Annotated in this window: 12 protein-coding genes and 1 pseudogene; 4 read left to right on the top strand and 9 right to left on the bottom strand. The window is 42.1% G+C overall.

Annotation, left to right across the window (positions count from 1 at the left end):
* Both CUS_RS10320 and CUS_RS18645 read left to right on the top strand, forming a co-directional pair.
* Positions 1 to 867 (top strand): VirD4-like conjugal transfer protein, CD1115 family (locus CUS_RS10320; protein ID WP_080559552.1); only part of this gene is annotated, 867 nt, incomplete at its 5' end.
* Positions 868 to 955: 88 nt separating this feature from the next.
* The gene (locus CUS_RS18645) at positions 956 to 1,288 is read left to right on the top strand and encodes a Maff2 family mobile element protein (RefSeq protein WP_002850367.1); all 333 of its coding nucleotides are present in this window, start codon (positions 956 to 958) and stop codon (positions 1,286 to 1,288) included.
* A gap of 63 nt (positions 1,289 to 1,351) precedes the next feature.
* On the opposite strand, the gene CUS_RS10310 is transcribed toward CUS_RS18645, so the two are convergent.
* The 3 genes from CUS_RS10310 to CUS_RS10300 all read right to left on the bottom strand — a co-directional run bounded on the left by CUS_RS10310 (position 1,352) and on the right by CUS_RS10300 (position 3,844).
* On the bottom strand, positions 1,352 to 2,980 hold the full coding sequence (locus CUS_RS10310) for a recombinase family protein (protein WP_002850377.1): 1,629 nt from the start codon (positions 2,978 to 2,980) through the stop codon (positions 1,352 to 1,354).
* 89 nt (positions 2,981 to 3,069) lie between these two features.
* Positions 3,070 to 3,276, bottom strand: coding sequence for a transposon-encoded TnpW family protein (locus CUS_RS10305; protein WP_002850365.1), 207 nt, complete (start codon positions 3,274 to 3,276; stop codon positions 3,070 to 3,072).
* A 154-nt stretch (positions 3,277 to 3,430) separates the two neighbouring features.
* On the bottom strand, positions 3,431 to 3,844 hold the full coding sequence (locus CUS_RS10300; protein WP_002850384.1) for a hypothetical protein: 414 nt from the start codon (positions 3,842 to 3,844) through the stop codon (positions 3,431 to 3,433).
* A gap of 728 nt (positions 3,845 to 4,572) precedes the next feature.
* Between CUS_RS10300 and CUS_RS20415 the strand changes: the two genes are divergently transcribed.
* Entirely contained in the window at positions 4,573 to 5,310 is a 738-nt protein-coding gene (locus CUS_RS20415) for a recombinase family protein (protein ID WP_002850370.1), read from the top strand.
* Positions 5,311 to 5,543: 233 nt separating this feature from the next.
* On the opposite strand, the gene CUS_RS10285 is transcribed toward CUS_RS20415, so the two are convergent.
* The 5 genes from CUS_RS10285 to CUS_RS19825 form a co-directional block, all read right to left on the bottom strand.
* The gene (locus tag CUS_RS10285; RefSeq protein ID WP_002850381.1) at positions 5,544 to 6,182 is read right to left on the bottom strand and encodes an ABC transporter ATP-binding protein; all 639 of its coding nucleotides are present in this window, start codon (positions 6,180 to 6,182) and stop codon (positions 5,544 to 5,546) included.
* A 12-nt stretch (positions 6,183 to 6,194) separates the two neighbouring features.
* Positions 6,195 to 7,052, bottom strand: a complete 858-nt coding sequence (locus tag CUS_RS10280; RefSeq protein ID WP_002850379.1) for a hypothetical protein — start codon at positions 7,050 to 7,052, stop codon at positions 6,195 to 6,197.
* A 5-nt stretch (positions 7,053 to 7,057) separates the two neighbouring features.
* Positions 7,058 to 7,621 carry a hypothetical protein gene (locus CUS_RS10275; protein ID WP_157769521.1) on the bottom strand — a complete coding sequence of 188 codons (564 nt, stop codon included), beginning with the start codon at positions 7,619 to 7,621 and terminating at the stop codon, positions 7,058 to 7,060.
* A gap of 313 nt (positions 7,622 to 7,934) precedes the next feature.
* Positions 7,935 to 9,044, bottom strand: a complete 1,110-nt coding sequence (locus CUS_RS10270) for a hypothetical protein (protein WP_002850368.1) — start codon at positions 9,042 to 9,044, stop codon at positions 7,935 to 7,937.
* A 92-nt stretch (positions 9,045 to 9,136) separates the two neighbouring features.
* Positions 9,137 to 9,535, bottom strand: a complete 399-nt coding sequence (locus CUS_RS19825; RefSeq protein ID WP_157769520.1) for a hypothetical protein — start codon at positions 9,533 to 9,535, stop codon at positions 9,137 to 9,139.
* A gap of 563 nt (positions 9,536 to 10,098) precedes the next feature.
* Here CUS_RS19825 and CUS_RS10265 point away from each other — a divergent pair.
* A complete protein-coding gene (locus CUS_RS10265) occupies positions 10,099 to 10,449 on the top strand; it encodes a hypothetical protein (RefSeq protein ID WP_002850382.1) in 351 nt (116 codons plus the stop codon).
* A gap of 532 nt (positions 10,450 to 10,981) precedes the next feature.
* On the opposite strand, the pseudogene CUS_RS10260 reads toward CUS_RS10265, so the two are convergent.
* A pseudogene (locus tag CUS_RS10260) lies at positions 10,982 to 11,393 on the bottom strand (methyltransferase); the annotation flags it as partial.

Below are 11,393 nucleotides of genomic sequence, written 5' to 3'. Positions count from 1 at the left end.
GCAATAGATGAGGTCTTGGAGATCACCTCCTACGATGAGCTGCACCTTGACAAGCTCGGTGACGAGCTGAGTGCGCTTTTCATAATCATCTCCGATACAGACGCTACATTCAACTTCCTTGTGGCGATCATGTATTCCCAGCTTTTCAACCTACTCTGCACCAAAGCAGATAATTCACCGGGCGGAAAGCTGGACTATCATGTACGCTGTTTGTTAGACGAGTTCGCCAATATTGGCGAAATACCGCAGTTTGAGAAGCTCATTGCGACTATCCGAAGCCGTGAAATATCGGCAAGTATCATCTTGCAAGCTAAGAGCCAGCTAAAGGCTATCTATAAAGACAATGCAGATACGATCGAAGGCAACTGTGATACGATGCTGTTTTTGGGCGGTAAGGAGAAGTCAACATTAAAGGAGATCAGCGAAAGTCTCGGCAAAGAGACAATCGACTCCTTTAATACCTCTACGAACAGAGGTCAGAGTGAAAGCTACGGTATGAACTATCAGAAGCTCGGCAAAGAACTGAAAAGTCAGGACGAACTGGCGGTCATGGACGGCGGTAAATGTATCTTGCAGGTGCGAGGAGTGCGTCCGTTCTTCTCGGACAAGTTTGACATTACCCGTCATAAGCAATATCCAATGCTTTTGGACGATAATCCTGAGATGGGGTTCAACATCGAAAAATATGTGAGTGACCAAAAGGCGATGCGTTTGAGACTGTCTCGACAGGAGAAGTTCACGGAGTTTGGTGTTGATATGACGGACGCCGGACAGGAAGTTACAACAGTATCAGCAACAGAAACAGAAACCGCTGATACACAAAATTCTGAGGAAACCGACGAAAAAGAGATATATGTCGGATTTTAACTCGGACAGTGAAGAAACCGAACAAAGAGATAATCGGTTGAAGCTGCGGACATTCTTTACTTTATTTTTTGAGGGAGACTTTTTACCTATGAACGAACTGAATATTTCTGCGGTCGATGGTGCCGCAATGGAGACAGCAACCACTACCTCTGCACCTAAGCACAAGTGGCTCTCTAAGCTCACCCGTGGTGCAAAGAAGACAACGATGTTCTGCACTGTTGCAGGCATCATGGCATCTACCTGTGCAACTCAGGCTTTCGCAGCAGGCACAGGCGAGGTCGATACCTCGTCCTTTATCACTACCGCCTGCACCGTCCTCAAGTCCGTTATCTGCCTGATCGGCGGCGGTGTTTCGCTTTGGGGCGTGGTCAATCTGCTTGAGGGCTACGGCAACGATAACCCCGGTGCGAAACCACAGTAGTGATATAGAAGTTTTTTCTCCCTTAATTCAGGTCGCATAAAATAGGCGTTATGCGACCTTTTTTCAGCAATTACGAAGTATTTGCAATTTACCTGTTTCCACGGATATGGCAGTCACCGCCACATCAAAGCGAAAGTGAATCTCAATATCCTGCACACGCTTACCGCTGGACTTGTCGGGTTCGTGTACTACGATCTTGTCAACCAATTCGTGCATGATCTCTGGTGTCAGCTTTTCGATATGCTCATACTTGTGTACGACTTTGAGGAACGCAGTTACATCGGAGGACTTCTGTTCAGCCGTTTCCACAAAGGCGGTAAGCTCCGCAACGGTAGCTTTCAGCTTTGCCTGTTCCTCCTCATATCCTGCGGACATCATCGTGAAACGCTCATCGGACAGCCTGCCGAGAACATTGTCCTCATACAGTCTTGTGAACAGCTTGTCCAGTTCGGAGACACGCTTTTCAGCCTGTTTCAGCGTTTTCTTTGCTTTTGTAAGCTCCGAGGATTTACGCTGAACGGAATTGCTCATAGCCGTCTGAATAAACCCGTCCTCATTCTCACGCACCATTGTCAAGAGCTTGTTCAGCTCACCGAGGACAATTTCGTTGAGGACACAGGTGCGGATATAGTGGACAGTGCATTTGTCCTGTTCCTTTGCGTATGTAGAACAACGCATATGCTCCTGTTCAGGGCGCTCATTCTTGCGGCGACTCAGGTACATCTTCTCTCCGCAGTCAGCACAGTACACCATTCCTGCAAACGGGTTGACTGCCTCAGAGCGTTGCGGTCTGCGCTTGTGCTTGCGAAGTTGCTGTACCAAATCAAAGGTCTGCTGCGTGATGATAGGCTCTTGCGTATTCTCAAAGATTTGCCATTCTTCCTGCGGGTTGTAGACGATCTTATGCACCTTGTAGGACTTCATTTTCGTTCTGAAATTGACCGTGTGACCGCAGTATTCGTAGCGTTCAAGGATATGGGCAATTGTCTGCGCTCCCCAGCGATAAGTCTTTGCATTATGCCGTCCGTTGTCACGACCTTGCGACAATGCGTAGGCAGTCGGTGTTGGTATGCCTTGCTCCGTCAAAATTCTTGCGATCTGCACCGGACCGTAGCCGTCAATGCAGAGCTTGAAAATCTTGCGTACCACCTCGGCGGCAGGCTCGTCAATTACCCACAAATTCTTGTCGGTATCCGACTTCTTGTAGCCGTACACTGGCGGACACAGGTGCTTGCCCGATTGACCTTTAGCCCTGAACACCGCACGAATTTTCTTACTGCAATCACGGGCGTACCAGTCATTAAAAATGTTCTTGAAAGCAAGCAGTTCATTCTCGGATTTCGCTGTATCGACATTATCGTTTACGGCGATATATCGCACATCGTAATCGGGGAACACCATTTCGATCAGTTCACCTGTTTTCAGGTAATCTCGACCGAGCCTTGAAAGGTCTTTGGTAATGACCGTACCCACCTTGCCATTTTCAATGTCAGCCATCATCGCTTTGAAGCCATCACGCTCCCAAGTCGTACCGCTTACTCCGTCATCGACATAGTAAGCCGTGTTGTGAAAGCCGTTGTCCTCAGCGAATTTTGAAAGAATAGCCTTCTGGTTGGTGATACTGTTGCTCTCGCCGTCGAGCATATCATCTTGGCTCAGGCGGCAGTATAAAGCTGTAATCTTGTCTGTCATTTTAACCTCACTTTCCGACAGGATACAGCAAGCTATGATATAAGTTTAGCGCATCTTCGGGCAAATGTCAATATGCCCTGCACGAAAATTTAGACAGCCTGCTGTATGGGTTCTTGTCCGGTTTCACCGAGGAGTTTCTCACAATCCTCTGTTATCAGCCTTGCGAGTATATCGCTCAGGCTCTCACGAAAAGAGGGGTTAAAGACGGTTCTTACTCTGTAAATCGTATGCCCTATATGGTACTCGGACACACTTTCCGATACCGCATTTACGGCGGTAGTTGTTGTGTTATTCATAGCGAATTTTCTCCTTTAGCGTATCTCTGTCTATGCTTTTAGGTTTGAGGGTTTCGCTTTATCTCTCTGCCCTCATAGTGTTGTTGATTATAGCCGTGCGGAACGGCATTGCTGCCATTCCTCTCACAGCTATCGTTTTGTTGTCGGATATATGTTAATCCGAGTAAGGATTGTACTTCTTTTCAAAGAATGAAGTCTGTCCTTCAAGTTCATTGTCATCAGCATAACCGTCCGAGCCGTTGCCGGTATTATCAGCAACGCTGTTATCATCGTCAGCCAGTTCACCGATCTGCTCATAGGTCATACCGCTTGCGGTCAGCTTGCCGATAAGGTTATGTTCCGTAGTCACAGCGTCAAGAAGTGCCTGCCCCTCGATACCGCCGTAAAGCTCCGAGAGCTGACCGTAGGTGTAGAGTTTGCTTTCAACGATAATCTTGTGTTTGCGTTCAAGAGCTTCCTTGATAGCTTTTTCAAGGTCAGTGAGCTTCTTATTGTTCTTAGCCAACACAGTGTCCGTGATGACAGCAGCGGACTTCTCATCAGCTTCAGTCTTAGCTTTCTTACCCATTCACATCACCTTGTTTCGATTTGGATTTAGAGCCAATGCCCTATGATAATATTATAGCGCAGATACGCCGTTTCTGTCTATTGATATTGCGCTCAAACTTTCCGTTCCATTGAGATTATCCAGTTCGACAGGTTGTTATGGGGAAAATGAAAATTCTCCAATGTATGCGGTCGCACTTCTATCGCAAGTGTAACGGAGCATTTTTGAGCGCTCATATATCAATACCAACTTTTTCAGCCAATCGTTAAGTGTCACCGAGATATTCTCCGTTATGCACAAACGGACTGTTACAAATTCAGTGATATTTTTCGCAGGCTATGCTTAACGATACCGTATGGATTTTGGTAATAACTATTGAGAGATATTTTCACGATATTGCCGCCCAAGTTGCGCTGTAACTGCGCCGAGCCAGTTTACAATTTCAAGAGTGATGATATTGAGGGCATCACGGCGGAGCGTGAGCGAAGAATGACACCGCCGATACAGCGGCGGAAAAACAGTCGCACAGCTCCAAATTCGCTGTTGGAACAGCGAAAGCCTGCGGATAGGCAAAATCACGCAGGCAGAAATACGCGCGACAGCGCGGGAAAAATAGCAAGCAATGTATTTCGCGCCACAAGGGACTTGAAATACAATTGCTTGTTGGGGACACCCCAAGCCCCGAAGTCTGCGGAGCAGACAAAGAGAAATCGGCTGATGCCGATTGAATAAACGAAAGGAGTACCACAATGGAAACAGAGAAGAAGAAAAGGGGCAGACCGCCCAAGCAAAAGGTTATGGAGTTCGAGGGTATGACCTACGAGGGAGCTATCAACAATGCCCTTGACCAAGAGGTCAAATCCGAGCTTGATGATACTCTCGCACACAAGCCTGCGGACGAGCTTTCCGATGATGAACGCAAGTACCTCAAAGGTCAGCGTGAGGGCAAGGCACGAACGCTCAATATCCGTTTCACCGAAAGCGAGTATCAGGACATCGAAAGTAAGTGCGAACAGTTCGGGTACAAGAGCAAGTCAACATACGTCAGAGATTGTGTGAGGGCAAGGGTTGATATAGGCGTTGACCGTGCCGACTTTGCCGAAACAAATCGGCAGATAAAGGCTATCGACACTCTCACCGACAAGGGCGTTACCCTCGTCAGCCACAAGGAGAGCATTGACACCAACACACCTACGGGGAAATTTATGCTCACCGTGTTCGCAGCCCTCTCTCAGCTTGAAAGGGAGCAGATCAGACAGCGACAGCGTGAGGGCATTGAAATTGCTAAGGCACAGGGCAAGTACACCGGACGGAAACCTATCCCCACCGACTGGACGAGGTTCGGGCAGCTCTATGGGGAATGGAAGTCGAAGAACATCACGGGGCGTGACTTTATGCGTAGAATGGATATGTCAGCTAACACTTTCTATCGCCGTGTGCGTGAGTATGAAATCCGCAACGGCATCACCGAGCAGACCTCTGCTTGACAAACGCTGTCAGCGGAACGGAGAAGCCCCACAGCGCCCTCCACCCTTGCGGAGCGGAAACTAATCGCTGGAAAGAAAAAGCCCTCAGAAACGCTTGCAGGGCGTTTCCGAGAGCTTGCGGTTAGTAATTCAGTTCCAATAGGGTTCGTGCTGATTGTGGTATGCTCCACAATTCCGATTATGACTTGTGTGGAACGGTTTTTGAGTGTGCCAGTAGGCTATGGACAAATGGTTTACTTTAACTTTGAAATCCGTCCTTTATCCATTTCATACACTGTGTCACACAGCACTTCAATATCCTCTGCTGAATGGGAGCATATTAGTATTGTTTTGCCTTGTTCTTTGTAGGATAACAAATATTCTCGCATTTCCTTGACACCATCCTTATCAAGACCATTGAACGGTTCATCAAGAATAAGAATATCCGGATCTTCCATGATCGCCTGCGCAAGACCCAAGCGTTGACGCATACCAAGAGAATACTTGCGGACGTGTCTTTTCAGCTTCGGATCAAGTCCCACCTGTTCCATACTTTTCACTATTTTCTGTTTGCTTATCTTGCCTTTTAGACCTGCAAGAAGTTTAAGATTTCTGTACCCTGAATAATACGGAATAAAACCGGGTGTTTCGATTATAATACCCATATTTTTGGGAAAATCAACATCTTTTCCAATGCGTTTTCCATCAACGACTATTTCCCCTGATGTAGGCTTGATGAAACCACATATGCATTTCATCAGCATTGTTTTCCCACTGCCATTTCTGCCTATAAGACCATGTATTTGATTGGCATCAAGTGCTAAATCAATATCTTTGAGTATCTCGTTTTTTGAAATTGTTAAATAGACACCCTTCACATTTATAATGCTCATAATATATTCCTTTTATATGCTGCTGAATTTGAATTTTTGTATTCCTATACAGCTTATTATCAACAGCACAGCTATAAACAATGAAAAATATACTCCTGAATACCATATGGGAATCACAGGTTCGCTAAAATATTGCGTGAAATGCATCCATGTCATGCTGTTTGCCATAGGCATAGTCCACATTAAATTTGTGCGAACAGCACACAAGGCTGCTCCGGCTGATATTAAAGTACCATTTACTACAAAGCCAAAAGGCTTCATTTGAAACAGTGCAAAAACAAATTGATTCAAACCAATAATCAACAGATATGCACTCATGTATATAGTACTATGCACAGCTGAATCAATAAGTGAAAGCTGGTTATGCAGATTGTTCGGTAATAATTCTGAACCGAAATTGTATCTTTGTTCCGGAAATCTTTTTGTAAAATCTGTTACTACCATGCTCCAGTTATTATCAAAAGTACATGACAAACTGATCGGTACGATCGTTCCAATCAGTACAACTGCAAGATAAAACATAGTAATTAGTATCAGATATAGTATCATGCTGTAATACCAATTTATTCGTCCTGTTCTTATAACATATAGGAGGGTATTTGAGTCGATTTTAGGATAGTTTGATATGAGAGCAAGGAAAACCAAAGGTATGACAAGATTAAGAGTTTCCGAATTGACTACTGCTATAAAGGGTTCCAAATAATTCAAGTTTTCCCCCATAAGCTCTGCATTGTATAGTAATGGGTCTATTGCAAAACTTTTTATAAAAATGATAAGAGCAGGGATCATAATTATCTTCGTATTAATTACAGTTGAGATAAATTCTGCTCTTGCTACAGAACATATCTGCTTAACATTGATTTTTTTCAATAAAATTACTCCCCTTTATCGGTTCTGCAATGCATAACTGTAATATAAAAAAATGAACAAAACACTATAAGTGCCATTGTAAATATAATAATTATCTTTATATCTTTACTCGTTGCTGTGACATTCAAGGACATTACGCTGCTTGGGTACATATCATATACAACGTTAGCTATATCAAATCTTTCTTTGTCTATTAAATTCTTTGTTATTTTTTGTAGTGAAGTTTGCCATGTATAAATCAGTATAAATGGGATACAAGTAATAAGATATGGATCATAGCTGAAAGAAAAAATAATAAGTGATAACGCAACGCTTTCTGCACCATACAAAAATGCAGATACTAATAATGTAATAACAGATGTCAATTCATTTTTATTTGTAACAAATATAAGTTCCATCGTTTTGTAGTCTAAATCATAAGATGACAGCGATGGGAAAAGAAATCTGACCGCAAGACCATAAAAAGCATATCCCAAACACGCAATCAATCCACCACAAAAGAGTACGCTGACCACCTTGGATAGATAATACTTTGTTACTCCTGTTCTCGTTATAACAAATCTTTTCATTCCAGATGCACCCTCTGAGGTGAACGGAATGATAAATGGTATAGCGGATATGACAGGCATAAATAGCGAGAGATAGCCATTGAAACCTTTGCAAAAGACTGAGTAGGAACTGAAACTATAGTTTTCAAGTTTTAACTGTTTGTCAATTATAAAAATTGCCTCAATGACCGAGTATGATTTTGCAGTAGATGGATCAACATATACCTTTGATGTAAAGCATAAGAACGCTGTAAGTATTACACAGCCTAAGAATCCAATATTAAGAATGCTCTTACTCAAATCACATTTCAATGACTTCAAGAATAACATCTCCCTACGGCATAATAACTTCAACAGCTCCTGAAACACAGTCTACTGTTATATAATTGATGGAATGAAGCCCTGTCTGCGCTACATCGTCCTGAATAAAATACCATTTCGGTGTACAAATAATGTTTTGAGAATCAGTTGATAATTCTGCTTCAACTAATGTACCCCTAGGTTCATACATCAATATTACATTATCAAACTTAACACTCATATTGTCTGCCAATTCTGTTTCTAAAATATCACATGCTCCTTTAAAAGAAATGATTTCGTTCAAGGGTTCTGCTTTAGCTACGGTAAATGCATCACACCCAACAAAATATTCGGGTGAAAAATTGCTGTCAAGATCTATGTAAGTCTGCATTGCAAATGACATAAGAGTATTTCCTTTTACAAAAAGAGAGTCGCTGGAATATTCAGAAATTAAATTCTGAATACCTATTCCTTTGTAGCTTTTTCTCAGTTCTATCTCATAACCAACGTCATTCGATGTGTGAATGATATATCCATCTGATACTTGAAATTCTAATTCATCGCCTAAAATATCATTGACCTGTTCACATACAGATAGAGCCTTTGAACTCGCATTATTAAGCTCATCAGGGATGGCATTTGTATTTATATGATCAATGTAATAAGAATTCTTTGAGGTTATGTTCTCGCTTACGCTATTGACTCCGTTATCAGATTCTTTCCAAGAAATATACGGGCGTGAGTATGGCTCAATTTTTATCTTTTCGCTGTTAACCTGCAAGAGCGCAATATTTTCATCAGCATCTACTATTGGATCAAATGAAAAGTTGAAAGCGGAATATAGCTCTAAAACTTTGTCTTTTTTCCACTCAATGCTGTTATTAGCGTTACTATATGCCAATTCCAAGTTATATACTCCGTCGGGAATCGTTTGTTTGATTGTAGAGCTGTCAGGTAGAATAAATTTTGAATACCCTGCACTATAAGCACTTTCAAAGTCATCGTATATCTTATCAGAAGGTACAAAAGTAACTTGAGTTTTATCAGATTCATGTTTGTTGCTTTTTATACTGTCAGGAGAATTAGCACAAGAAGATAATAGGATTAACGCAACACTCATAAAAGGAATAACTAGTTTTTTCATTCTGGTTCTCTTCTTTCAAATGATAAAGGGTACTGCATAAAAATAGGTAGTAGCAGTACCCTTTAATTAAAACCTAAACTACACTTTTTTGATTAGCTTCCAGTTACATAACCAGAAGCACTGCTTCCAAGACCATAAGGTGCAGGATTTAACGACAGACTTGACAGTATTCTCTCTCCCTTATCAATATAAGAATGCGAATAGCCCTCTGCATAAGTGCCTGTAGAAGAATACGAATTACCTCCAACATAAGTACCTCCAACATATGTACTTTGACTAACGCCACAGCCATTTGCAAGAGATTGAACATTGTAACTTACGTTGACATATCCATCATGTGCAGCATACCCTGCTGTAACACTCGTAGATGTGTAACTGCCACTGTTAGAAATATAGAAAGAAAAACTAGCAGCACTTACAGAAACCGAAGAAACACATGCAATCGCAACTATTGCCGAGAGCATTGCTGATGCTTTTTTGATAAACGTCATTATAATACCTCCTAATCTATACACTAAACCATAAACCCAAGCTCTTAAAAAACCTAAAACCTGATAAATTTTACATAATAAAAGTATGTGTACAAGTTATACAGCAAAGCAGTCAAATTTCTTTTGCTTATAATCAATTATACAAACCCAATAAAGCAAAACATTTATCACTATATTATTTAGGAAATTTAAAGAACTGTATCTTTGTAAATATAGTATAACATATTTGTTTTTGTTTGTCAATATATTACATATATTATTCTTAAAATTTGCACTTTTGTACAAATATCATGAAAACGAATTGTTAGTATTGACATTTTTTAAATTTTACATCCTGTTCTGAAGTAGAATGTAAACTCTATACTGAACTCGTCAGAGAACTCAGCAGCGTGTATATCTCCCACACGGAGGTTATAAATCATATCAATCATTGTAAGCACCCTTTCGGTAATATTTTAGCTTGCTGTACCTGTCTTACAATGTTTGCCTGAAAACTTCTTTATCTTGTCGGTGAGCTGAATGACCTGAACGCACAGATCAAAGATCTGCAAGAAAAACTCAAAGTGCTGAAAAAATATCGCAAGGTCAAGCATATCGGAGAGGAACTGAAAGCACTCAGCGGTCGGGAGGAAAAGAAGTACCGCAAGGAACACGGCGGCGATATTGCCGAATATCACGAAACCTGCAAACAGGTTTTGGAGCTTTACCCGTCAGGCAATATTCCGAAAGTCGAAAATCTTGAAAAGCATATCGCATCTTTGCAGAAAAAGCTGTCGAAGAAAAATTCGGAATACAATCAGGCGGATAAGAAGTCCCGTGAGCTGTCCGAAGCTACGAGGACAATAGAGGAATATCTCCGCCATGAACAGAGCCGAGGACAACAGCAAAAGCGTAAACGGAATGACCTTGAATGATGATAGGCTCTCTGGCGAACGGTAAAGCGTCTCAGAGCCGTCTGTGACGGTTATGGGGAAAACTATCCGCTGAAAAAGAAAAACGGCTCAGGGAGCTTGCTATTTGCTCTCCGAGCCGTCTGTATTTGTGAAATCAATCACTCTGTCGCATATCTCCAAAGCCGCAGGACGATGTGTAACAATAACAACCGTTTTATCCGTCATACTCCGCAGATTTTGAAGCAACCGTTTTTCCGTATCTGCATCGAGAGCAGAGGTCGCTTCATCAAGGAGCAGTATCGGGCTTTCTGAAAATATCGCCCTTGCAAAAGGCGTTGTACCTGCGCTGGATATATTCTTGATAGGCTATCTGGTCGGTCATGGAAATTCCCCTTTCTGAATAATAGTGCGGGGCGGTGGCACTTCTTGCTGTCGCCCCTTGATTGCCTACCAGCAAAGGCGGGCGGGGCTGTCAACGGCTGCGCATATGCGCCGTTCATCTTGACCGTTGACTGGCTCGGCTGGGTTTGCTATTTACCCGACAAACTTGAATTTATTTTAAGCTATCACGTTTTACCTTCTTAAGCCTTACTATCATTACCATAGGAATTTCTTTGTTGGTTTTAAAACATTCTTCATAAAATCCATCAATGACAAATCCAGCTCTAAAACAAAGGTTAAAAATATCTTGTATGGAACGATGATAATAAATCTGCTCTTTCGGTTGCCCTTCAATCGCTATATCATAGTAACTGTGCGGTGTCATATATTTTTCAGTCAACGTGACAAAACAAGGGTGTTGCGTTGCAAAGACAAAAATTCCGCTTTCCTGCAACAGTTCATAAACAGCCATAAGAAGTGGTTCAATATCCGTAATATCCATAATTGCCATATTAGAAACTGCTTTCGTAAAGGCTCGATTTCTTTTTAATTCTAATATACTTTTTCTATCGGTCGCATCCGCC

The organism is Hominimerdicola alba 8, from assembly GCF_000178155.2.
Lineage (GTDB): Bacteria > Bacillota > Clostridia > Oscillospirales > Ruminococcaceae > Hominimerdicola > Hominimerdicola alba_C.
Note: the sequence above shows the minus strand (reverse complement) of the source record. Positions and strands in the feature narration are given on the sequence as shown.